The organism is Methylobacterium mesophilicum SR1.6/6, from assembly GCF_000364445.2.
Classification (GTDB): domain Bacteria; phylum Pseudomonadota; class Alphaproteobacteria; order Rhizobiales; family Beijerinckiaceae; genus Methylobacterium; species Methylobacterium mesophilicum_A.
Genome location: NZ_CP043538.1, coordinates 4,422,594 through 4,446,350, shown reverse-complemented (window position 1 = coordinate 4,446,350; position 23,757 = coordinate 4,422,594). Strand labels below are relative to the sequence as shown.

Below are 23,757 nucleotides of genomic sequence, written 5' to 3'. Positions count from 1 at the left end.
TAGTTTGACATATCTTCGTCAGAACGACCGAGCGCCTCCGATTTTCGGACAAATTGAGTCAAATTTTTGCGTATTCTACATATTAAAATAGCGTTCCTATTTTAGCTTCACTCTGCTTCGCCACCGTTTATGGTGTCACCCGGGGGAAATATCCTGTGGTTGTGCCGTGCAAGTGCGCCGGCCCGTTCCAACAGGTGTATGCTCTCGATTCCTGAGATCAAATCCGCAAAGTCGATAAAGCCCAAGACGCATTACTATTCGACCGTTTGACAAGCATCGAATCCTGATATAATGCATCCCATAGCTCATTCGAATAAGTAATTTCGAGAAATATGCCTACATTTGAGGAAGTTGGGCATCTCCCGAGCATAATCACGGTTCGATGACGCCCGCGCAAACCCGCGAATGGAACAGAGTTACTGTGGCAAATGAGATCCACGATGCGGTCGTGCTGGGAGCTGGGATCAGCGGGCTTGTTTCGGCTTCGATACTGCACGATCAGGGCTGTCAAAAAATTCTCGTCATCGACCAATTCGATAAGCTCGGCGGCAACCATATCGATCGCGAGCTCAACGGCTACACTTTCGACATTGGCAGCTTGATCTTTCAAGACGACTCACCGCTTCTACGGCATTTCCCCGAACTTCTGGAACATTACGTTCCGATTGAACCGGAATGGGGTAAGCTGACACCTCAGGGCAAGATCGCGCAATATCCGCTTTCGATAAAGAAGGACATACTCGAGTCAGGAGTAGGCGGATGTCTGCGCATCGCATTTTCCGTTTTATACGCGAGGTTGTTTCACCGTGAAATAAAAAATGCGCGCGACTTTGCTCGATATTGGATCGGCGACTACTTTTTGAACCGATCAGGCCTCGAAAGTTATATGAAGCGCTTCTTCGGGATCCCGGCGCAAGCCGTAGATTTGGAATTCGCGGAGAAGAGGATGCTTTGGATCAAGGATCATGCTCGACTGGGCAAGTTGTTCCGCTATCTGAGGCCGCATCCGCAATCGGCACCGACCAACCGACAATTGGCGCGTCCGCAGGCAGGCTTCGACGCCTTGTATTCGGTGGCAGCATCAACGCTCCGTGAACGCGGCACGGTTTTCGAGCTTGGTCAGAGGGTAGACCGGATCTGCAAGATCAATAATGGCTTCCTCCTGAAACTCGGCGATCGCGAGGTGATCGCGCGGCGGATAATCTCGACAATACCGATCAATCTGGCACTCGCCGCCTGCGGAATGGAACCGGACCCCGGCCTGTCTTCGGTATCACTGATAAGCCTATACTTCAGCTTCTGCGGAGAACGTGGCTTTGATTGCTCCATACTCTATAATTTTTCGAATGACGGATCTTGGAAGAGGCTGACCGTCTATTCAGATTTCTACGGCAGGGTCAACGGCCGGGAGTATTTTGGTGTCGAAGTGATCGCATCGCACGCCGGCAACAGCATTTCCCTGGCCGAGCAAAACTTCCGCGATCACGTCTCACACAACAAACTTTTCGCCGGCAATCTGCAGTTCGAGGGCGGGCAGTTTGTGCATTGTGCCTACCCGGTCTACACGGACAACGCGCAAGAGAAGGCCGAGGCGGCCGGCCGGCGACTGCGCAGCTTCGGCGTCGAGTCGTTCGGCCGGCAGGGCGGCTTCGACTATCAGCCGACGGCACGCGTTTCTACGCTGACTGCCGAGGCCAATCTGGAGCGGACGACGGCTCCACGAGCGTCGTGAAAATTTTGGCTCGCTCCATTCGCGGTCCCGCTCGATTTTGAACATGCCGATCGAGGACATCTACGTTGCCTCATCGCACGATGGGATGGGCGCCGTCGGTACGACCATGACCCACAGATCGTCGCTTGGTATGGGCCTCCGCCCCTTCCCATCCGATGACATGACGTCTCACGCGCGCGTCTGTTCGACCGTGGCATGCCGGATCACCGCGCCGAGCGCCCAGCGTCCCTGCGATGTCCGCCTCCTGCCGCAGGGGCCGCTGTCCTCGTCCTCGAGTGCTGATCCCGCCACAGCGTAGATTGCGGCCCTTGTACTGAGAGCAATTGGCGGCTAGCACCCGCCCGGGTATCCACGGGCGACCGGCAGGTTTAACTTTATTTCGGCATTTCTCGGCAATTTCAGTGGACTTTGCCCCGAGGCAGATCTTTGCGAAACCGTTGCCTGATATGCATAACTTGACGTTAAGCGATAGCATTTCGCTGACGAACCGACGTGCGGCAGTCTGAGCGAACGTGTTGAGCGTCCAATGATGGTGAAAGTTTCCAACAGCACCTGGCCGGTTCAATCGTGGACGGCGGCCGGCCGTCATACGCCAGGACTCGATGGAGAGACGCCTTTCCGGCTTTGCCCCGAACGCGGCGCTTATACAAGATGAGCGTTTATTTCATGGAATTTGTTGTGTGCTGATAGTCCGCAACACTCTTCTTCGGCGCCATCCTACTCAACCGAACGATACGCGCTGTTGGCAACGGCGCCGGGTACGCCGTTGTCTGAGCTTACATTCCTCAACGCGGTCCATCGCAACGCGAATGTTTCGTCGGACAAGCAACGAAGTCAGATTCCGGATGGACGCAATTTAGCATGAGCACGCTCGGATCATTCGGAATTAACGGACGATTTCTGACGCAGCCGATGACCGGCGTCCAGAGATACGCCATGAATGTGAGCCGTGCCATGAGTGCGGTCCTCGTCGCTCGAGGAGAAACGGTCCCCCTCCTCTCGCCGCGGGACGCTCAGGATCCTGATCTCGACGGGTTGCCGCTCCTCAGGATCGGCGGTCAGGGTGGTCAACGCTGGGAACAATTCGCCCTGCCGCGCGCATGGCCCGATGCTCTGCTCAACTTCTGCAATACGGCACCGGTTCTGAAAAAAGATCAAGTCGTGTGCATCCACGACGCGAATGTCTTCGTGGCCCCGGAAAGCTACGGTTTCGCGTTCCGCACGTTCTACAAGACCCTTCAGCCGGTGCTCGCCAAGCGCGCGGCTCGGATCGTGACAGTGTCCAGATTTTCGGCGACACAGATCGCTCAGCATCTGGGATTGAAAGTATCGGACATCGTCGTGCTTCCCAACGGGCACGAACATGTCCGGCAGTGGGATCCCGGGCAGGCGACTCGCGCAAGATCGGCGCTGCGCCGCGATCCGGACGGCGTAGCGCGCCCGTTCGTCTTGGCGCTCGGTTCCCGAGCCCGCCACAAGAACTTACGACTGCTGCTCCAGCTTGCTCCTGAACTCGCCGCTCTCGGGATCGATCTCGTCGTCGCCGGTGGTCACGCCGGAATCTACGCCCAGGAGGATTTGCAGCACAGCGATAACGTACAGAGCATCGGCTTCGTCACCGACCACGACCTCGCCTTCCTCATGGAGCACGCTCTGTGCCTCGCCTTCCCGTCGCTCACCGAAGGTTTCGGCCTACCGGCCCTTGAAGCGATGGCCCTCGGTTGCCCGGTCGTCTCGACCGATCGCGCCAGCTTGCCGGAGATTTGCGGAGACGCCGCGTTGTTCGCGCCGCCGGATCAACCCCACCGCTGGATGGCACATATTCGCGAACTGGCAACGAATTGCAGTCTGCGCGCCGAACTCATCGATCGCGGGCGTGCTCAAGCGTCTCTCTTCACCTGGAATGACACTGCGCAAGGATATTTCGACTGCATGCGCAGCCCGAAGCGTCGACCCAGCGCGCCCACCCCGACCGCCAAGCCCCTGCCCAACGTCGCGGTGGTCATCGCGACCCTGGGCCGGCCCGGCATCGTCACGCAGACGCTTCAACGGATCCTTGATCGCCAAACGCACAAGCCCGCCGCGGTGATCGTTTCCTGTACCGCTGTTGCCGATGCGGGCGAGGCGGCCGCCAATCCTGACGTCACCATCGTGACCGGGCGTCCAGGTCTCGCCGCCCAGCGCAATGCTGCACTGGCCGCGCTGCCGGATTCCATCGACGTGGTCGCATTCTTCGACGACGACTTCGTGCCCGCAGCCGATTGGTTGTCGATCGCGACGCGGCAGTTTCGAGATGAGCCCGATCTCGTCGGCTTCACAGGCCAGGTCATCGCCGATGGGATCAAGGGCCCGGGGCTTCAGTTCGACGAAGTCGACCGCCTGCTCAACGCCTTGCAGGCGGTCGAGCCGACGGCCCTGATCGACGGTTACAGTCCCTATGGCTGCAACATGGCGTTTCGCCGCTCGGCGATCGGCACGCTGCGCTTTGACGAACGCCTGGTCCTGTACGGTTGGCTTGAGGATCGCGACTTCGGAGCCGCGCTCGCGGCCAAGGGAGGTAGGCTCGTGCAATGCATGGAAGCCCGCGGCGTCCATCTCGGTGTGAAAAGCGGCCGGGTTTCCGGTGATCGGCTCGGCTACTCGCAGGTCGTCAACCCTTTGTATATGCTGCGAAAGGGCACGATGACGTTCTCTCAGGTCACTGGCCAAATATTCCGCAACGTTGTCAGCAATTTAGCCCGATGGCCTGTCCCGGAATCATTCATCGATCGGCGCGGACGTCTGCGCGGCAATGTGAAGGGCGCCATGGACGCTTTACGGGGCCGCGTCGAGCCGGAGCGGGCGCTGCAGATCAGACACAAGGCTTGAGGTGAGCGTGAACACTCATAATCGGATCCCGCCTGATCGCCTTCAGCCCATCCGTCCCCTCCCGGGTGTTCCCTCCGCCGAACTGCCAGATGGCCCTCTGGCTGTCCTCTCCGCTGCTCTGAAAGCGGCGATACGCCAGAAATACGTGGTGCTCTCCTGGGTCGTGATCTGTGTCGGCTTGGCGGCGTTCTACGCGATAACGGCCAAACCCACCTACACGGCGACCGCGACCCTTCTGCTCGATCCTCGCCGGCCAGTCGGTTCGGCCAACTCCGACTCGTCAAGCGCGAACAGCCTCGACACCAGCAGAGCCGAGAGTGAGCTTCAAGTCCTGCGATCGGAGCGGCTGTTGGCGAATGTCTTCAACAGTCTTGATCTCGCGAACAATCCGGCATTTGCCTTCGAAGCGCCCGACAAGCGCGGACCCTCGGGCTTCAGCCTCAGAGGAATGCTCGGCCTGTCCAATGCGCCGCCCAGCCCTGACACGGTGCTTCAGATCAAGTTCGAGAATTTCGTACAACAATTCAGCGTTCGACGCGTCGGCCAGTCCTACGTCGTCGAGGTCTCCTACACGTCGGGAGATCCGACCCTGGCACGGCGTATCGCCAATGCGGCCGCATCCGCCTACCTATGGCAATCGATTGCGGCGAAGGCCGACGCCGCGAAGAACGGCGCCGAGTTTCTGCAGGGCCGAGTGAATGCGCTGAACTCTCAGGCGCGCTCGGCGGCCACGGCCGTGTCCAACGGCAGCCTGCCTGACGCGCCGACACCCGATGCCGATGCCCGGATCATCGGCGCGGCACTCCAGCCGCTCAAACCGTCGGCCCCACGCAAGCCGCTCATTCTCGGTCTCGGCGCGACCGTGGGAATCGTCGGAGGCTTGCTCGTCGTCGCCATTCGCCAGGCGCTCGATCGCCGGATACGCACGCCCCAGGACCTCGCTCAGCGCGTCGGCCTGTCCTGCCTCGCGACGCTCCCCTCCGTTCCTCGCCCGAACGCACGGGGGCGACGCGACGCGTTCGATCTTCGTCGGACAAGTGCCCAATGGCTCAACGACACGAAGACCGTGCTTGGGATTCGCAATCTCAGGACGTCGATCATGATGGAGTTGTCGACGCGTGGCCTCGACGAGGCGGGCATCGTGGCGTTCGTGAGCTGTGGCACGCGATCAGCCTCACCGCTGATCGGGCTGAGCCTGGTCAAAATCATTCGCGAGAGCGGCGAACTGGCAGTCCTGATAGACGCCGACATCTACGGAACCAAGCCCGAGTATCTCGGGCTGGATTCGGAGGTCGAAGATTATGACACTTTAGCCGGGCTTCTCCTCGAGCCCGAAAAAGTGTCGTCGGCGAAGCTATTGGAATTCCAGGGCGCTTCGATACTTCCGGCACGGATGCCGTCCCGCGAGATCGGCACCGGCATCTATCTCGGCTCGCCGGCATTTCAGAAGGTCGTCAACCGGTGGCGAGCGACGAGCCATGTTGTCCTCGATCTACCATCGCTGTCTGACTCTGCAGACACTCTGGCGGCCGCGCGGCAAGCGGATGCGGTCGTTATCATCGTCGAGGCGACACGCACCACCGCCGATGAAGTCTTGGAGGCCGTCAAGACCTTGAGGAATGCGGGCGCTGCCGTCACCGGCGCGGTTCTTCACAACGTGTAGACCCTTGCGTGTAGACCCTTGCGGCGATTGGACGCCACGCCCTCATGAGGATCCGCCTTGTCGGGAAATTGACAGAAGTCCATGCCGACGCGATGCGCCAGGGTTCAAACTGAGCCGCATCTGTCGTGGAAGCAGCGGCGGGCTTCGCAGACGCGGTGCCCCTCTTTTCCCGATCCGCCCGATCGTCATCAATGATCGTCGCGGCTGACGGGTGGTGCGCGTCGCTGTACGTCATCGGCGCGTGCCGACCGCCGGAATCGCCTCAACGCAGAATCGCTGACGCCGCGAACCCGACATCGCGGCACCGCTTTTCCAGAACGTCATCCAAGCCGGGGCAGCCGAGTCCGCCCGAAGGCTCAAGCCGCGCGAGCGACATCCTGGGATCCAGGATGGTCTCTCGCGCCCCACGCGATCGGCCGGAGACGGGCCGCCTCAGGCCACCACCTCCACGTTTCGCTGCGTGATCCAGCGCGTCGCGTCGGCCCGCGGGGCGACCACGTCGGTGTCGGTCCGCAGCTGCGGGCTGAAGGCGGGATCCTCCGCCAGCACGTCGTGCCATCGGCGCAGGAAGCGCGCGGTCTGCGAGCCGGGGGCGAAGCTGGTCTGCCGCGACGCGCTCTCGTGGTGCGCCAGCTCGGCGAACGGCGTGTACACGATGCGGTAGCCAAGCTGGCGCATCTTCAGGCACAGGTCGACATCGTTGAAGTCCAGGGCGAAGCTCTCGTCGAAGCCGTTCACGGCCTCCAGCACCGCCTTGCGGGTAGCGAAGAGTGCGCCGGTCACCGCCGAGCAGTCGCGCTGCGTCAGTGCCCAGTCGCCGTAGGTCGGCTCGGCCGCATCGCGGTTGTACCAGGGATGGGCAAAGACATCGAAGATCCCGCCGGTCATGCCGGCATGCTGGATCTTGCCCGTCGGGAACAGCAGCCGGCCGCCGACACCGCCCACGCCGCGGTCGAGCGCGAAGGTGAGCAGCGCCTCGATCCAGCCGGGGCGGCGCACCACGAGGTCGTCGTTCATCAGGATGACGAGGTCGGTCTCGGCGGAGCGCCAGAGGGTGTTCATCTTGGCCGCGTAGTTGAACCGCTCACCCGGCGCCCGGGACGTCAGCAGGCGGGTCACGGTGAAGCGGTCGGAGCGGCCGCGGTAGATTGCATCGTCGGCCACGTCGTCGCCGATCAGCACGCGGATCCTGTCGGCCGGGTAGGTGCTGCGGCCGAGGCTGTCGAGGAGGTTTATCACGTGCGGCTTCGCGCCGTCGACGGCGCGGCCCTCATCATCCTTCGGGCGGCTCTGGTTGGTCGGAATTACAAGCGTGACGGGCGGGCGCGGGTCGAGGCTGCGGCGGATCTCGAGCGTGTCGGGCGTCAGGCCCGGACCCGTGCGCAGGGGGACGCCCGTGGTTTCGAACCAGCGGTCGAGGACGGGGGCGCGGGCCGCCCGCTTGGCCTTCGGGCGCTCCAGGGGCGAGGCGATCAGGGTCTGCGGGATCCGGTCGATGCCGATGCCCGCGGAAAGCGCGCCGAGGAGGAACCGGAACCAGACCGCATTGCCGTGACGCATCCCGAAATCCGGGCTCAGGCCCGTGAGGGCGGAGACCCGGACGAGGAGCGGGAAGCCTATGTAGTCGTCGGCCATCAGCAGGCCGAGGTTGAAGGCCGGCTTGCAATGGACGCTCCGGACTTGGCCGGCGGCGTCCACCACGGCGTCGTCGCCGTAGAAGATGCCGATATCGGGCCGCTCGGCCATGGCGCGCGTCAGCTGCGCCACGAGGTCGGGACGCAGCTCCGAGGCCGCCGGGGCCACGAACAGAGCCCGGCAGGCCGGCAGCTGGCCGGCCGCGACCTGTCCGAGCCGGCGCTCATCCACGGGGCGGAACTGCAGGTCGAGGGGCAGCGGCAGGATCGCGTCCGGCCACGCGAGCGTCCCCCAGGAGGCCGACGGGACCGGAACCGGCTTCTTCTTCAACACGGGGGCGTCTCCGGGGCGTCAGGATCGTTCGGCGGCGAGGAGACGCGTCAGGCTCGCCTCCATGGCCGATGCCACCGCGCCGATGGACAGGCGCTCGCGGATGCGCGCCCGGGCCGCGGCACCGATCCGGGCCGCATCGCCGCCCGTCACCGCCCGGGCCGCGTCCTTCAGGGCACGAGCCAGGTCGTCCTCGTCCACCTGCCCCCATTCTGCGCCGCGGAGGTACGGGCCGTAGGTCCGGTCGAGGGCGGTGACCTCGGCCTTCACGGGGAAGCCGCAGGTCGCGTCGAGGAAATCGCGGCAGCCGCCGTAATCGGTGGCGACCACGACCTTACCCATCTCCATCGCCTCGGCGATCGTCAGGCCGAAGCCTTCCGACGAGTGCGACGAGGCGTAGACCGCGCAGAGGTCGAAGAGGGCGCCGAGCTCGTTCTGCGAGAGCGGCTGGTCGATCACCACCACGTCGCCCGACGTGCCCACGAGGTCGAGGAGTTTCTTGCCCTCCTCGGGCAAGTCGAAGACGTGCTTGGTCTTGAGCACAAGCTGCCAGCCGGACTGCCCCAGGCCGGCGGTTCGGAACGCCCGGATCAGCGCGTGCGGGTTCTTGCGGGCGAGGTAGCTCGAACCGTCGAAGGCGTAGAGGATCACCCGCCTGGACGGGTCGATCGCGAAGGCCTTGCGCAGGTTGGCCTTCGCGGCGGCGCTCACGGGTTCGCCCACCTCGTTCTCGACCACGTAGGGCACGACGTCGACCGGGATGTCGGTGATCTGCCGGAAGATCGCCGCACAGAACTCGGTGGGCGCCCAGATCGCGTCGAGGCCGTCGACGGTGGGGAGCCAGCCGCCGGGCACGTGGGACGTCTCCCAGACGAACAGCCCGATCTTCAACCGGGCCTGCGCGGCGATGGCCTGCTGATGCTCGCTCATCAGCGAGTGCCAGCTGTCGCCGTTGAAATGCACCAGGGCGACGTCCGCCGGGCCCGAGAAGGTCCGGGCCTGCCAGGACGGCGCCACCCGGGCGTGGACGTGGAACGGCCGCTCCATCGGGTGGATGTTCAGCGCGACGGGTGCCCGGTGGAGGGCGCGGGCGTAGCTGCGGGCGGCGACACCGAGGCCGTTGGCGTAGTTCATCGGCGAGACGTAGGCGACGCGCAGCGGCCGCTCCGGCGCCTGCGGAGCGCGCAGGTCCGCCCAGATCCTGTCGCCCGGATACGTGTAGGTGACGTCGAGGCGGGACATGTCGAAGCCGCGCTCGGCGATCGCCTCGCGCACCGCCTCCCCGCCGATCGCGGCATGCTCGCCGAGCAGGGAGCGCTTCACGAACGGGAAGCCCTGGCTGAGCATGTTCTCCCAGTCGAACAGGGTGCGGTTGTTGCGCGGGTCGTTGACCAGCGACATGTGCTTGTTCTGCGCCGAGAACAGGCTGCGCATCCCGAGGCCGGCCGCCCGCATCCGTCCCGAGAATGTCAGTTCGTACTCGGTGATCACCGCATTCTTGTCCGGCCAGTTCGCCACCGACTGGAGGAACCCGCTGAAGGCGTAGGACGACAGGCACCGCCGCTTCAGGGCCAGGAAGAAGCTCTGCAGATGGTGACTGTAGTAGAAGTTGTCGGCGAGCCCGATCACCGCCTCGGGAAACGCGTCGATCTTGGCGAGCAGGCCGGAAAAGTCGTCGCGGTCGAGGGGACCGACGAGGCTGTCGTTGGCGAGGTAGAGCGTCTCGGAATCGAGGAGGTCGGTGTCCTCCAGGAGGACATGCGCCCAGGCGGCGAAGTCGAAGCCGCTGTTCTCGCGCAGGTAGACGGACGCGCAGAGATCCAGGATCGCCTGCGGCACCGCGTTCTTGTGCTGGTCGGCCGCAATGATGAGGACGATGTCGGCCCCGTTCTCCGCAAGCGCCCTCAGGTAGGGCTCGACATGGCCGCGGATCCGGCCCTCGGGGCAGTGGGTGATGAACAGGGCCGTGCGGCCGTGCCGGCGGGCCGTCCGCTTCAGGCAGGAGAGGCGGGCGTCGGAGGCTTCCGGCACCGCGGCACCGGGGACGCGGCGGGTCAGGCGGCCCGCCTCCAGGCCGGCGGTGACGTAGTCGACCAGCGGGTTGAGGCCCAGCGCGGCGACCTTGGGGTAGCGGGCGAGATACCAGGGCGCGTCGAAGCGCGGCGACGGGCTGGTGGCGCGCCCGCCATCCGCCAGGAAGTGCGCCAGCGGGTTCGGCGCGACCGCCGCGTCGTCGGCGAGATACGTCTTGGTGTACCAGCGGGTGTCGAACCACGGCCCCGGATCGAGGCCCTCTTCGGCGCCGTGCTCCAGGTAGTGAACGAGCGGGTTGAGGCTGTCGGCCCGGACCGCGGCGGATTGCGCGGCGTACCAGTCGGGGTCGAACAGCGGATGGGGTGCGTAGCGGCGGTAGCCGCCGGCCATCACGTAGTGCTCCAGCGGCTCGAGCCCGCTGGTCTCGGCCTCCGGGCAGCGGCTCCGGTAGAACGCGGCGTCGAACAGGCCCGACCGGCGGATGAGGTCGACGTGGCGCGACAGGCCGGCGAACTCCTCCGGGTTGCGCAGATAGCCCTGCTTCCGGCCGGTCTCGTAGAAGTGACTGAGGGCGTTGACGCCGGCCGCGCGGGCATCCGGGTAGCGGGACAGGTACCAGGCCGTGTCGAAGAGTGCCGACGGGTCGGTGTCGGCCTGGGCCAGGAAATGGAAGAACGCCCGGTCCCGGTGCTCAGCGCCGCCGAGATAGCGCGCCGCGTACCAGTCCGGATCGAACAGCGGGTTCGGGCGGACCCCCGCGGCGGCACCGCGGTCGACATAGTGGAGCAGCGGGTTGATGCCCTCGGCGCGCAGCCCGGGCACGGAATCGAGGTAGAGGTCGCCGTGGAACAGCGGATGCGGCCAGCGCCCCTCGCGACCGCCATGGACCGCGTAGTGGAGGGCCGGATCGAGGCCCTCCCCGACCACGTCGGGATAGCGCCGCGCGTACCAGGCCGGATCGAACAGGCCCGATTCCTTGACCGCCCGGATGAGATCGGCCTGCCGCGGCTCCGTGCGACGGCGGCGCTTGAGCCGCCGGGTCAGCGGGCGCGCGAGGGATTGCGCCGCCCCGGCGAGACCGGCTTTGTCCGACGATCCGGCGACGAACACATCTCGAAGGCGCATGGCTTGGTCCGGATACGCGGGAAGCCCGCAAAGCTGCCCACGCCGCGATCCGCGAGAGACATCAGGGGGTTCGGCCGGCCGACGGGTCGCGGGTGGAACCGTCCCGGCTTGGGCGCCTTCCTAATGGTCCGGGTCGCCGACGCCAAGAGCCGGGCCGCACCGGCGGAGGAATGAGGCGGCGCAGCGATGCTCGGCGGCGCCCGGTTGATCCGCCGTCGCGAAATCTGCGGACCGCCTGTCCGACGGCCGTCCCGTTCGTCTACGAGGCGCGGTGGCGGGCGCCCGGACGACGGGCGGCCCGGTCCATCCCCGGGGAGCTGCCGGAGTGCAGATCGGGCGCGACGCCCCGGTCCCGCCGGTACCACGGGCGCGGACCACGACACAGTTTCACCTGCCGCAAGCTATGGAGACGACCCTCATGAGTGAACGCATCATCCTCCGCGCCGGCGAGGCGCTCGTGGCGGGCGGGCCGCCCAACACGGCCTCCGAGCCCGAGGTCATCATCGGCGAGCTCGACGGGCCGGTCGGGACGGCGCTGGCGACGCTCACGGGCGACCAGGTGGTCGGCCACAGCCGCGTCTTCGCCCTGCTCAACACCGACATCATGGTCCGCCCGGTCACGCTGTGCGTGTCGAAGGTCAGCGTGACCGAGAGCAAGTACACGTCGATCCTGATGGGTACGGTGCAGTTCGCCATCGCCAACGGCGTGCTCGACGCCGTGCGGGCGGGCTACATCCCGAAGGAGAAGGCCAACGACCTCGGCATCATCTGCTCGGTCTGGCTGAGCCCCGGCGTGATCCAGGCCGAGACGGTCGACCACAAGGCGCTCTTCGAGATCCAGCGGAAGGGCATGACCGAGGCGATCCGCAAGGCCATGACCAACGAGCCCTCGATCGACTGGCTCCTGGAGAACCAGGACAAGATCGTACACAAGTACTACACGATGGGTCTCGAAGGTAAGATCTGATCCGGATTGCCCGAACCGACCCCTGATCCTGTCGTAAGACGCGACGCGCGCTTGCGGCCCCGGTGCGCACCTCCGCGCCCATTCGGGAGCGGGGCGGGATTGGGGGTCGGACGGCTTTCAGTCGAAGCCCGTGAACGACGTGATGGCTCCGTCATCACGAGCGAAGCGAAGTGACCCAGGGAAGCGCGATATCAGCCTTCGTCGCACCGTCTGGATTGCTTCGCTCCGCTCGCAAGAACGTTGATCCGTTTTTGGGGATCCGAGCGGGGCGGCACACGGACCGTTCAGGACCGCAGATCGGCGTGCGGCGATCCCGACCTTGCCAGCCACGTGTCATAAGCCCCACACTCGGGGGATGACCGACGGGGTCTCCAACCCCGGGCAGGAGATGGACAGCGGCATGACGCAGGGGATCAACCCGGCCACGACCCTCGATGACGGCATCGTGGCGACCGCGGAGAGCTGCCTCGCCGCCGTCGGCGCGGCGCGCGAGGCGATCCACGGGGTGATCTTCGGGCAGGAGAAGGTCGTCGATCTCGCCCTCGTGACGATCCTGTCGGGCGGCCACGGCCTGCTGGTCGGCCTGCCGGGCCTCGCCAAGACCAAGCTCGTGGAGACGCTGGGCACGGTGCTGGGCCTCGACGCGCGCCGCGTGCAGTTCACCCCGGACCTGATGCCCTCCGACATCCTCGGCACCGAGATCCTGGAGGAGGATGCCGAGCGCCGCCGGGCGTTCCGGTTCGTGCAGGGGCCGGTCTTCACCCAGCTCCTGATGGCCGACGAGATCAACCGCGCGAGCCCGCGCACGCAGTCGGCCCTGCTCCAGGCCATGCAGGAGGGCCACGTCTCGGTGGCCGGCGCCCGCCACGACCTGCCGCGCCCGTTCCACGTGCTGGCGACCCAGAACCCGATCGAGCAGGAGGGCACCTATCCCCTGCCCGAGGCCCAGCTCGACCGCTTCCTCCTGGAAATCGACGTCGGCTATCCCGACCGCGCCGCCGAGCGCCGGATCCTGATCGAGACCACAGGGGTCGAGGAGGCGCGGCCGCGCGCGGTGATGACCACCGAGCAGCTGCTCACCGCCCAGCGCCTCGTGCGCCGGCTGCCGGTGGGCGAGGCCGTGGTCGAGGCGATCCTCGACCTCGTGCGCGCCGCCCGGCCCGACGGCGGCGACGCGATCGTGAAGGACAAGCTCCTCTGGGGCCCCGGCCCCCGCGCCAGCCAGGCGCTGACGCTCGCCGCCCGCGCCCGGGCGCTGATCGAGGGCCGGGTCGCGCCCTCCGTGGCCGACGTGAAGGCGCTGGCCGAGCCGGTACTCAAGCACCGCATGGCGCTGAGCTATACCGCCCGCGCCGACGGCGAGACCATCGAGGGCCTGATCGCCAAGCTCGCAGAGAAGATCTGACTTTGGTTGGAACCCACGCCCTCGACTCGGGCAGGCGCACCCCCGGCCGGCGCGAGAGCGAGGGCGCGACCGCCCTCTCCGACAAGATGCCCCGCCTCGTCCTGGAGGCGCGGCGCGTGTCGAGCCTGCTGGCCCACGGCCTCCACGGCCGGCGTCGGGCCGGGCCGGGCGAGAGTTTCTGGCAGTTCCGCCCCTTCGTCACCGGCGAGGCCGCGGCGCGCGTGGACTGGCGCCGCTCGGCCCGGGACGACCGGCTCTACGTGCGCGAGCGTGAATGGGAGGCGGCCCACAACATCTGGCTCTGGATCGACCGCTCGGCCTCCATGGGCTTCTCATCCGATCTGGCCTCGGCGCCCAAGATCGAGCGCGCGCTGATCCTCGGGCTCGCCCTGGCCGATGCCTTCGTGGAGGGCGGCGAGCGGGTCGGCCTGCTCGGCCTCACCCGCGCGACGGCCTCCCGCGGCATCGTCGAGCGGCTCGCGCAGGCCCTCGTCGCCGACAAGGCGGGCCTCGCGCAGGATCTGCCGCCGCGGGCGAGCCCGGCCCGGTTCGACGAGGTGGTGCTGATCGGCGATTTCCTCGCCGAGCCGGACCGGATCGCCGCCTCCGTGCAGAGCCTCGCCGGCCGCGGCAGCCGCGGCCACCTGCTGATGATCGTCGATCCGATCGAGGAGACCTTCCCGTTCACCGGGCAGGCCGTGCTGCACGATCTCGAAGGCAACCTCAGTCTCGACATCGGCGACGCCGATGCCTGGGGCGCCCGCTACCGCGCCCGGATCGCCGAGCACCGCGGCGCGCTGGCGTCCATCGCCCGCGGCCAGGGCTGGACGCTCACGATCCACCGCACGGACCGGCCGGCGAGCGAGGCGGCCCTGCGGCTCGCCACGCTGATCGCCGCCCGCGGCACGGAGTGAGGCCGCCATGCTGGGTCTGACCTTCGCCGCGCCGCTGGCGCTCGCCGCCCTGATCGGCCTGCCGGCCCTGTGGCTCCTGCTGCGGGTGACCCCGCCGCGCCCGCGGCGGATCAACTTCCCGCCGCTCAAACTCGTGGCCGACCTGATCCCGCAGCGGCAGACACCCGCGCGCACGCCGCCCTGGCTGCTGATCCTGCGGCTGCTGATCGCCGCCGCCCTGATCCTGGCCGTGGCGGGTCCCGTGTGGAACGCCGGGGGCGTCGGGGCCGGCGGCGGGCGCAGCGCTCTCCTCGTGCTGCTCGACAACGGCTTCCCGGCCGCCCACGACTGGCGCGACCGGGTGCGGGTCGCCACCGACGCCGTCGAGGGTGCGGCCCGCGACGGCCGGCCGGTAGCGGTGATCGGTCTTGCCGACGCCCCCGCGGCCTTCGAGGCGAAGACGCCCGCCGCCGCCCTGGAGCGCCTGCGCGCCATCGCGCCGCGCCCGATCCTGCCGGCGCGCGACGCCCATCTCGGGTCGATCGAGACCTTCCTCGACAAGAACCGGGGTGCCGGCCTCGTCTGGATCAGCGACGGGGTCGCCGGCGCCAACGACGATCGCTTCGCGAAGGGCCTCGCCGACCTCGTCGGCGACAAGGGCGCCGCGCTCACGGTGCTGCGCGCCGAGAGCCCGCCCGCGCTGGCCCTCACCGCCACCGAGAATGCCGGCAAGCTCGTCACCCATGCCCTGCGGGCGGCTCCGAACGGGCGCAACGTCGGCGTCATCCGGGCGCTCGACCAGAAGGGCCTGCCGCTGGCCGAGCGCGACTTCGCCTTCGCGGCAGACGCCACGGAGGCGGACGAGACCTTCGAGATGCCCGTGGAATTGCGCAACAGCATCAGCCGCCTGGAGATCGCGGGCGAGCGCTCGGCCGGCGCCGTGGTGCTGCAGGACGAGCGCGGCAAGCGGCGCCGGGTCGGCCTCGTCTTCGGCGGCACCCTCGATCAGGCCCAGCCGCTGCTGGCGCCGACCTACTACCTGTCGCGGGCGCTCCAGCCCTTCGCGGACGTGCAGGAGGCAAGGGGCGCCAAGGGCACGGCGGAGTCGATCAACCAGCTCCTCGACAATCAGGTCTCGGTCCTCGTGCTCGCCGATGTCGGCGCGCTGGACGAGAAGACCACCGCCCGGATCGAGGCCTTCGTGAAGGAGGGCGGGATGCTGCTGCGCTTCGCCGGGCCCCGTCTCGCCGCCGGAAATGATCCGCTGGTGCCGGTCCGCCTGCGGCGGGGCGGCCGGACGCTCGGCGGCACGCTCTCCTGGGACAGCCCGAAGACGCTGGCGCCGTTCCCGCCCGAGAGCCCGTTCGCGGGGCTGAAGCCCCCGGCCGATATCGGCGTCCGCCGCCAGATCCTGGCCGAACCGGACGGCGACCTGCCGAACCGGACCTGGGCGTCGCTGCAGGACGGCACCCCAATCGTCACCGCGCAGAAGCGCGGCCAGGGCACGATCGTGCTGTTCCACGTCACTGCCGACACGACGTGGTCGAACCTGCCGCTCTCCGGGTTGTTCATCGACATGCTCCGGCGCGTCGTGGCGCTGGCCGGCGCCTCGGCCCCGGTGCAGGGCGAGACGCCGCGAGCCGCCGCCCCGGTGCTCGCCCCGCGGGTGACCCTGGACGGGTTCGGGGCGCTCGGCTCGCCCCCGGCCTCGGCCACCGCGGTGGCGGCCGACTACGCCGACCGGGCCAACTCGGACCATCCGCCGGGCTTCTACGGCCCGCCGGACGGAGGCATCAGCGTGAATGCCCTGAAATCGGACGACCGGTTGAAGCCCCTCGACGCCGCGGCGCTCGACGGCGCCCGGTTCGGCTCGCTCGCCGGCGCCGAGACCGTGGACCTGCGCCCGAGCCTGTTCACCCTGGCGCTGCTTCTGCTCGCCCTCGACACCCTGGCGGGCCTGTGGCTCGGCGGCTTCCTGCGCCGCGGCGGGCTCGTGGGCCGCCTGCGCGGGCGCCCGGCGGCCCTGGCACTCGCGGGCTTGATCCTGTTCGCCAGCCTGCCTGCGTCACCGCTTCGCGCCGAGGAGCCTCCAGCCAACCGGCCGAACGGCATCGAATCGGCGCTGGTCACGCGCCTCGCCTACGTGATCACGGGCGATGCCGCCATCGACGAGGCAAGCCGCACCGGCCTGACCGGCCTGACTCAGATGCTGTCGTCGCGCACCGCCCTGGAGCCCGGCGAGCCCGCCGGCATCGATCCGGCCAAGGACGAATTGGCCTTCTACCCGCTGATCTACTGGCCGATCGCACCCGCGCGGCCGCAGCCCTCCGAGACCGCGATCCGCAAGATCGACGCGTTCATGCGCAACGGCGGCACCGTCCTGTTCGATACCCGTGACGCCCTCACCGCTCGACCCGGCGGGCCGCCTTCGCCGGAGGCCGCCTACCTGCGCACGATGCTGGCGACCCTGGAGGTGCCGGAGCTGGAGCCGGTGCCCCTGGACCACGTGCTGACCAAGGCGTTCTACCTCGTGGACAGCTTCCCCGGCCGCTACGCCACCGGCCAGACCTGGGTCGAGGCGCTGCCGCCGGCCGCCGAGGGCGCCGAGCGCCGACCGGCCCGGGCCGGCGACGGCGTCAGCCCGATCATCATCACCGGCAACGACCTCGCCGCCGCCTGGGCGGTGGGCCGCCGTGGCGAGCCGCTCTACCCGGTGGTGGGCGGCGACCAGCGCCAGCGCGAGATGGCATTCCGCGGCGGCGTCAACATCGTGATGTACACGCTGACCGGCAACTACAAGGCGGATCAGGTGCACGTGCCCGCGCTGCTGGAGCGGCTGGGGCAGTGATTTTTTTGAACGCCACGACACGCGCCGCCGCTCCCCCTCCCCCCTCTGCGGGGGAGGGTACCCTGCGGAGCAGGGGGGGAGAGGGGTGCGACGGTGCCGGACTGAGCGAAGGCCTTCTTGACGGTCGCGTCATGTCCGGAAGCCAGGCTCCCCTCTCCCGACCCGGCCTGACGGCCGGCCCACCCTCCCCCGCAGAGGGGGAGGGAGACGCCGCATCACGGATCCGGAGCGCTCCGCCCCATGCTGAGCCTCAGCTTCACCCCCCTCCTCCCCTGGCCGGCCATCGCCGTCCTCGGCGTGATCGTCGCGGTCCTGGCGGTGTTCGCCGTGCTGGCCCGGGGCCGGACCGCACTCCTGCGCGTCCTCGTCCTTGCGCTCGTTCTGGCGGCGCTGACCAACCCGGCCCTCGTGCGCGAGGATCGCGAGCCCGTGAAGGATGTGGCGGCCATCGTGGTCGACCGGTCCGGCTCCCAGCAGCTCGGCGACCGGCCTCAGATGACCGACGCGGTCCGCGCCGAGTTGCAGCGTCGCTTCGGGGCGCTGACCAACATCGAGCCGCGCTTCATCGACGTTCCCGACGCCAAGGACGGCGACGACGGCACCAAGCTTTTCACCGCGCTGGGCCAGGCGCTGGCCGACGTGCCGCCGGAGCGCCTCGCCGGCATCGTGATGCTCACCGATGGCGTGGTCCACGACATCCCGGCCTCGCTCGCCCAGCTCGGCATCAAGGCGCCGCTGCACGTCCTCGTCACCGGCCATCCGGACGAGCGCGACCGGCAGATCAAGCTGCTGGAGGCACCCCGCTTCGGCATCGTCGGCAAGGACCTGACGATCCGCGCCGAGGTGATGGAGCGCGGCGGCACCGGCCACGCGGTCGTCACGATCCGCCGCGACGGCGAGGAGATCGGCCGGCGGGACGTGGCCACCGACAAGCCGTTCTCGCTGACCACCCGGATCGAGCACGGCGGCCCGAACGTCGTCGAGATCGAGGTCGAGCCGCTGCCGGGCGAGCTCACCACGGTCAACAATCGCGCGGTCCTGCCGATCGAGGGCATCCGCGAGAAGCTGCGGGTCCTGCTGGTCTCGGGCGAGCCGCACCAGGGCGAGCGGACGTGGCGCAACCTGCTGAAGTCCGACGCCAACGTCGACCTCGTCCACTTCACCATCCTGCGCCCGCCGGAGAAGCAGGACGGCACGCCGATCTCCGAACTCTCCCTGATCGCGTTCCCGACGCGCGAGCTGTTCGTCCAGAAGATTAAGGACTTCGACCTGATCATCTTCGACCGCTACGCCAACCAGAGCGTGCTGCCGCAGGCCTATTTCGACAACATCGTCCGCTACGTCCGCGAGGGCGGCGCCCTGCTGATCGCGGCCGGCCCCGAATTCGCCGGCCCGGCGAGCCTCGCCCGCACCCGGCTCGCCGGCATCCTGCCGGGCGATCCCGACGGACGGGTGGTTGAGAAGCCCTACAAGGCGACGCCGACCCAGACCGGGCAGCGCCACCCGGTCACGCGCGCCCTGCCGGGATCGGACGCGAACCCGCCCGCCTGGGGCGACTGGCTGCGGATCGTCGAGGCGCGCACCCGCGCCGGGATCCAGCCGATCCTGTCGGGCGCCGAGGGGCTGCCGCTGTTGGCGCTCTCGCGCGAGGACAAGGGCCGCGTCGCCCTGCTCCTGTCGGACCACGCCTGGCTCTGGGCGCGGGGCTACCAGGAGGGCGGCCCCTATCTCGACCTGCTGCGCCGCCTCGGCCACTGGCTGATGAAGGAGCCGGCCCTGGAGGAAGAGGCCCTGCGCGCCCAGACCACCGGCCGCGGCCGGGAGGTCCGGGTCGAGCGCCAGACCATGGCGGATCAGGCCGATCCCGTCACCGTCACCGGTCCCACCGGCAAGGTGACGACGCTGACGCTGAAGCCCAGTGAGCCCGGCCTGTTCACCGCCACCTTCGACGCCGAGACGCTGGGGCTTCACACCCTGCGCTCGGGAAACCTCGTGGCCTTCGTCAGCGTCGGCCCGGCCAATCCCCGCGAACTCGCCGACGTGTTCAGCGATACCGGGCACCTGAAGGCGGTGGCCGAGGCCTCGGGCGGCTCGGTCCGGCGGGTCGCCGAGACCGGCGGCGCCGTTCAGGTACCGCGCCTCGCCACGGTGCGCAGCGGGCGCCTCGCGGGCGGCGACTGGATCGGCTTCCGGCCGAGCGACAGCGCCAACATCCGCGGCGTCGAGGTCTACCCGCTGGCGCTGGGCCTCGCGGCACTCGCCGCCCTCGCCGCCGCCGTGCTGGCCATGTGGCTGGTGGAGGGCCGCCGGGGCCGGGCTGCGTGAGGGGTTTTTTCGAACGGTGTCCCCCTCCCCTCTCGGCGGGGGAGGGAAGACCTGCGCCTCGGCACGCCGTGCGCCTGCGCGCTCGACGGCTTGGGCTTCCCCGGCCTATGAGCCTCGATGCCCATCCGCGCCCGGCGCGGCCCAAACCAACGGAGACAGCCTGCCCGTGACAGCGCAGACCGTGACCGGACGCCTCCTCGCCGCGACGCTCCTCGTCGCCTGCCTCCAGCTCGCCCCGGCCCGCGCGCAGGAACCGTCCGCGATGCCGTCGACGCCGCCGACGCTGCCAGCCGCCAACGGCCAGTGGACGCACGCGATCACGCTGATGGGCCAGCCGAAATATGGTCCCGACTTCAAGCACTTCGACTACGCCGATCCGGCCGCGCCCAAGGGCGGTGTCGTGCGCCTGGGTGCGCAAGGCGGGTTCGACAACTTCAACATCGTCGTGGCCGGCCTGAAGGGTGATCTCGAAGGCGGCGTCCAGCAGATCTACGACTCGCTGATGACCGAGTCTTCGGACGAGCCGTTCACCTCCTACGGCCTGCTCGCAGAGGCGGTGCGGATCGCCCCCGACCTCGGCTCGGTCTCGTACCGGCTGCGCGAGAACGCTCGCTGGCATGACGGCAAGCCGATCACCCCAGAGGACGTGGTCTGGTCCTTCGACGTGCTGAAGGCCAACAGTCCGTTCTACGCCGCCTACTATCACACCGTCGCCAAGGCCGAGGCGACCGGGCCGCGCGAGGTGACCTTCACCTTCACGGAGACCGGCAACCGCGAGTTGCCGCAGGTGATCGGGCAGCTCCGCATCCTGCCGAAGCATTGGTGGACCGCCAAGGACGCCAACGGCAAGCAGCGCAGCGTCACCGAGACGACCCTGGAGCCGCCGCTGGGCTCCGGTCCCTATCGGCTGGCGAAGTTCGAGCCCGGCCGCACCGCGACCTACACCCGGGTGCCGGATTACTGGGGCAAGGACCTGCCGGTGAATGCCGGCCGCTACAACTTCGACACCGAGCGCTACGAGTATTTCCGCGACGGCACCGTCCTGGTCGAGGCGCTGAAGGGCGACCTCTACGACTTCCGCGTCGAGAACATCGCCCGCAACTGGGCCACGGCTTACGACGATTTCCCGGCCGTGAAGGAGGGGCGCCTCATCAAAGAGGCCTTCCCCGACCGCGGCATGGGCATCATGCAGGCCTTCGCGTTCAACACCCGCAAGGACAAGTTCAAGGATCCGCGGGTGCGCCGGGCCTTCAACCTCGCGATGAACTACGAGGAGATGAACAAGGCCCTGTTCTACGGCCTCTACAACCGGATCAACTCCTACTTCTTCGGCTCGGAGCTGGCCTCCTCGGGGCTGCCGGAGGGCGACGAGAAGGCGGTCCTCGAGAGCGTCAAGGACAAGGTCCCGCCCTCCGTGTTCACCACGCCCTACGCGAACCCTGTCAACGACAACCCCGAGGCCGTGCGCAAGAACCTGCGCGAGGCGGTCGGCCTGCTGCGCGAGGCCGGCTACGAGCTGCGCGGCGGCAAGATGGTCAACAAGGCGACGGCTGAGCCGCTCACCGTCGAGTTCCTGGAGTTCCAGAACACCTTCGAGCGCGTGATCCTGCCATTCTCCGCGCAGCTCAAGCTCATCGGCATCGACGCCACCCTGCGGGTGATCGACCAGGCGCAGTACCAGAACCGCATCCGCAACTTCGATTTCGACGTCACGACGACGTCGTGGGGCGAGTCCCTCTCGCCAGGCAACGAGCAGCGCGAGTACTGGGGGTCGGCGGCGGCCGACAAGCCCGGCTCGCGCAACCTCATCGGCATCAAGGATCCCGGCATCGACGCGCTGGTCGAGAAGGTGATCTTCGCTAAGGACCGCCCCGGCGTGATCGCCGCGACGCGGGCGCTCGACCGGGTGCTGCTGGCCCACGACTACGTCGTCCCGCAATGGTCCTCGAACCAGCAGCGGACCCTGCGCTGGAACCGGTTCGGCCACCCCTCCATCCTGCCGCTCTACGCCAGTTCCGGCTTCCCGACGACGTGGTGGTACGACGAGAAGCTCGCCGCCAAGACCGGGGCGCCCCGTTGACGGGCCGTCTCTGGACGCCGACCCGACGGGGGGTTGTCCTCGGCGCCGCCGCCCTGGCGACGGTCCGGTTGGGATGGGCGGATGAGGGGGAGCGTCACGGGCTGTCGAGTTTCGGCGAGCTGAAATATCCGCCCAGCTTCGAGCGCTTCGACTACGTGAACCCGATGGCGCCCCGCGGCGGGCGCTTCTCGGCGCAGCTTTCCGGCACGATCGGCAATCAGGCGTTCAACACCTTCAACACGCTCAACATCTACGTGCTGCGCGGCGAGGGGGCCGCCGGCCTGAACCTGACCTTCGACAGCCTGATGGTCCGCGCCCTCGACGAGCCGGACGCGCTCTACGGGCTGGTGGCGCGGTCGGTCACGGTGAGTCCGGACGGTCTCACCTACACCTTCGCCCTGCGTCCGCAGGCGCGGTTCCACGACGGCTCGCGGCTCACCGCGCGGGACGCGGCCTTCAGCCTCAAGCTCCTGCGCGAGAAGGGACACCCGGAGATCGCCGAGGTGATCCGTGCCATGACCGACGCCCGCGCCGAGGGCGACGAGCGGCTGGTCGTCACCTTCGAAGCCGGCCGCGCCCGGGACCTGCCGCTGTTCGTGGCGCAACTGCCAATCTTCTCGGCGGCCTATTACGGCGGCCGCGACTTCGAGGCCTCGACCCTGGAGGCGCCGCTGGGCTCCGGTCCCTACCGGGTCGGCACGGTCGATCCCGGCCGCTCCATCGGCCTGGAGCGCGTGCCGGATTACTGGGCGGCCGAACTGCCGGTGAACGTCGGCCAGAACAACTTCGACACGATCCGCTACGAGTACTTCCGCGACCGGACCGTGGCGTTCGAGGCGTTTAAGAGCGGCGCCTTCACGTTCAGAGAAGAGTTCACCGCCCGGGTCTGGGCCACCGGCTACGACTTCCCGGCCCTGGCCGAGGGGCGCGTCGTCCGCGAGATGGTGCCGGACGCACGTCCGAGCGGCACGCAGGGCTGGTGGATCAACACCCGCCGGGAGGCCTTCCGCGATCCCCGGGTGCGCGAGGCGATCGGCTTGTGCTTCGACTTCGAGTGGTCGAACCGGAACCTGATGTACGGCGCCTACACGCGCACGGCCTCGTTCTTCGAGAACTCGGACCTCAAGGCCACGGGGAAGCCCTCCGCCGAGGAACTCGCCCTGCTTGAGCCGCTGAAGGATCTGCCCCCGGAGGTGTTCGGCGAGGCGTGGTCGCCGCCGGTCTCGGACGGGTCCGGCCAGGATCGGGCCCTGCTCAAGCGCGCCGACGCGCTGCTGCGCGAGGCAGGCTGCACCCGCCAGGGCGGCAACCTCGTGCTGCCGGGCGGGCAGCCGCTGAGCCTGGAGTTCCTCGACGAGGATCCGGTGTTCCAGGCGGTGACCCAGCCCTTCATCCGCAACCTGGGCCTGCTCGGGATCAAGGCGAGCCTGCGCACGGTCGATCCGTCCCAGTACCAATCCCGGCTCAAGGAGTTCGACTTCGACGTCACGCCGCGCCGCTACAGCAGCGGACTGACGCCGGGCGCGGAGCTGCGCGAGACCTACGGCGCGCGGGCGGCCGCCACCGCGGGGTCCAACAACCTGTCGGGGATTGCGAGCCCGGCCATCGACGCCCTGCTCACCGCCATCGCCGACGCGAAGTCGCGCGCCGATCTCACCACCGCCTGCCGGGCCCTCGACCGGGTGCTGCGGGCCGGACGCTACTGGGTGCCGATGTGGTACGCCTCGACCCATCGTCTCGCCCTCTGGGACGTCTACGGCCGCCCGGCGAACCCGCCGAAATACGACCTCGCCGCGCCGGCCACGTGGTGGTTCGACGCCGACAAGGCCAAGCGGATCGGGCGGGACTGACG

12 protein-coding genes are annotated in these 23,757 nt (G+C 68.1%); 10 read left to right on the top strand and 2 right to left on the bottom strand.

What is annotated here, in order from left to right; all coding sequences use genetic code 11:
* The first annotated feature begins 382 nt into the window (after positions 1-382).
* The 3 genes from MMSR116_RS21195 (at position 383) to MMSR116_RS21185 (ending at position 6,263) form a co-directional block, all read left to right on the top strand.
* Positions 383-1,732, top strand: coding sequence for an NAD(P)-binding protein (locus MMSR116_RS21195; RefSeq protein WP_158169084.1), 1,350 nt, complete (start codon positions 383-385; stop codon positions 1,730-1,732).
* 861 nt (positions 1,733-2,593) lie between these two features.
* On the top strand, positions 2,594-4,600 hold the full coding sequence (locus MMSR116_RS21190) for a glycosyltransferase (RefSeq protein ID WP_158169082.1): 2,007 nt from the start codon (positions 2,594-2,596) through the stop codon (positions 4,598-4,600).
* 1 nt (position 4,601) lies between these two features.
* The gene (locus MMSR116_RS21185) at positions 4,602-6,263 is read left to right on the top strand and encodes a Wzz/FepE/Etk N-terminal domain-containing protein (RefSeq protein ID WP_158169080.1); all 1,662 of its coding nucleotides are present in this window, start codon (positions 4,602-4,604) and stop codon (positions 6,261-6,263) included.
* Positions 6,264-6,695: 432 nt separating this feature from the next.
* Here the strand turns inward: MMSR116_RS21185 and MMSR116_RS21180 are convergent, their stop codons facing one another.
* The gene (locus tag MMSR116_RS21180; RefSeq protein ID WP_158169078.1) at positions 6,696-8,231 is read right to left on the bottom strand and encodes a glycosyltransferase family 2 protein; all 1,536 of its coding nucleotides are present in this window, start codon (positions 8,229-8,231) and stop codon (positions 6,696-6,698) included.
* 18 nt (positions 8,232-8,249) lie between these two features.
* Positions 8,250-11,387: a rhamnan synthesis F family protein gene (locus MMSR116_RS21175; protein ID WP_158169077.1), complete on the bottom strand. Its 3,138-nt coding sequence runs from the start codon at positions 11,385-11,387 to the stop codon at positions 8,250-8,252.
* Positions 11,388-11,805: 418 nt separating this feature from the next.
* Here MMSR116_RS21175 and MMSR116_RS21170 point away from each other — a divergent pair, with 418 nt between their 5' ends.
* The 7 genes from MMSR116_RS21170 (at position 11,806) to MMSR116_RS21140 (ending at position 23,755) form a co-directional block, all read left to right on the top strand.
* A complete protein-coding gene (locus MMSR116_RS21170) occupies positions 11,806-12,354 on the top strand; it encodes a formaldehyde-activating enzyme (protein ID WP_091718756.1) in 549 nt (182 codons plus the stop codon).
* Between the two features lie 400 nt (positions 12,355-12,754).
* A complete protein-coding gene (locus MMSR116_RS21165; protein WP_158169076.1) occupies positions 12,755-13,759 on the top strand; it encodes an AAA family ATPase in 1,005 nt (334 codons plus the stop codon).
* 2 nt (positions 13,760-13,761) lie between these two features.
* Positions 13,762-14,673, top strand: coding sequence for a DUF58 domain-containing protein (locus MMSR116_RS21160; RefSeq protein ID WP_158169075.1), 912 nt, complete (start codon positions 13,762-13,764; stop codon positions 14,671-14,673).
* A gap of 7 nt (positions 14,674-14,680) precedes the next feature.
* A complete protein-coding gene (locus MMSR116_RS21155; protein ID WP_158169074.1) occupies positions 14,681-17,500 on the top strand; it encodes a DUF4159 domain-containing protein in 2,820 nt (939 codons plus the stop codon).
* A gap of 240 nt (positions 17,501-17,740) precedes the next feature.
* Positions 17,741-19,825: a hypothetical protein gene (locus tag MMSR116_RS21150; protein WP_010687136.1), complete on the top strand. Its 2,085-nt coding sequence runs from the start codon at positions 17,741-17,743 to the stop codon at positions 19,823-19,825.
* 166 nt (positions 19,826-19,991) lie between these two features.
* On the top strand, positions 19,992-21,905 hold the full coding sequence (locus MMSR116_RS21145; protein ID WP_010687135.1) for an extracellular solute-binding protein: 1,914 nt from the start codon (positions 19,992-19,994) through the stop codon (positions 21,903-21,905).
* Positions 21,902-23,755, top strand: a complete 1,854-nt coding sequence (locus MMSR116_RS21140) for an extracellular solute-binding protein (RefSeq protein WP_010687134.1) — start codon at positions 21,902-21,904, stop codon at positions 23,753-23,755. Before MMSR116_RS21145 ends, MMSR116_RS21140 begins: the two co-directional genes overlap by 4 nt.
* Positions 23,756-23,757: the final 2 nt, after the last annotated feature.

What these genes read in the sequence shown, in the direction of transcription:
- MMSR116_RS21155 (WP_158169074.1), top strand. Translation starts at nt 14,681, where the DNA reads ATGCTGGGTCTGACCTTCGCCGCGCCGCTGGCGCTCGCCGCCCTGATC.
- MMSR116_RS21175 (WP_158169077.1), bottom strand. Translation starts at nt 11,387, where the DNA reads ATGCGCCTTCGAGATGTGTTCGTCGCCGGATCGTCGGACAAAGCCGGT.
- MMSR116_RS21150 (WP_010687136.1), top strand. Translation starts at nt 17,741, where the DNA reads ATGCTGAGCCTCAGCTTCACCCCCCTCCTCCCCTGGCCGGCCATCGCC.
- MMSR116_RS21195 (WP_158169084.1), top strand. Translation starts at nt 383, where the DNA reads ATGACGCCCGCGCAAACCCGCGAATGGAACAGAGTTACTGTGGCAAAT.
- MMSR116_RS21165 (WP_158169076.1), top strand. Translation starts at nt 12,755, where the DNA reads ATGACGCAGGGGATCAACCCGGCCACGACCCTCGATGACGGCATCGTG.
- MMSR116_RS21170 (WP_091718756.1), top strand. Translation starts at nt 11,806, where the DNA reads ATGAGTGAACGCATCATCCTCCGCGCCGGCGAGGCGCTCGTGGCGGGC.
- MMSR116_RS21190 (WP_158169082.1), top strand. Translation starts at nt 2,594, where the DNA reads ATGAGCACGCTCGGATCATTCGGAATTAACGGACGATTTCTGACGCAG.